Origin of the sequence: Paraburkholderia sp. BR10954, assembly GCF_040965775.1 — a bacterium.
Taxonomy (GTDB): domain Bacteria; phylum Pseudomonadota; class Gammaproteobacteria; order Burkholderiales; family Burkholderiaceae; genus Paraburkholderia; species Paraburkholderia youngii.
Map to the genome: position 1 here is coordinate 1 of NZ_JBFRCK010000309.1, position 255 is coordinate 255.

Annotated in this window: 1 protein-coding gene; it reads right to left on the reverse strand. The window is 56.9% G+C overall.

The features are described 5' to 3' along the window. Window positions 1–255 (reverse strand): hypothetical protein (locus AB4Y34_RS42365; protein WP_368719366.1); only part of this gene is annotated, 255 nt, incomplete at both ends.

Genomic DNA, 255 nt, shown 5'->3' on the forward strand with positions numbered 1-255 from the left:
CGCGATGATCAGGTCGGCCCCCACCCACCCAGCGACGAACGCCGCAATCGTATCCGAAGTCATCCGGTCGATGTCGATAACGTCGTTGACCGGCAAATTCAGAAGCACGTCGGACGGCGCGAAGACCCGCGGAACAGTCCGTTGTTTCTTCAATTTCCGCAGTGAGCGAGAAATAGCGAATCCACCAATCTCCGCCAGCAGGTAGGCATGCTGATCCATTGCAAGAACCGCCATGGAATAGGCCGTTTCATCGCT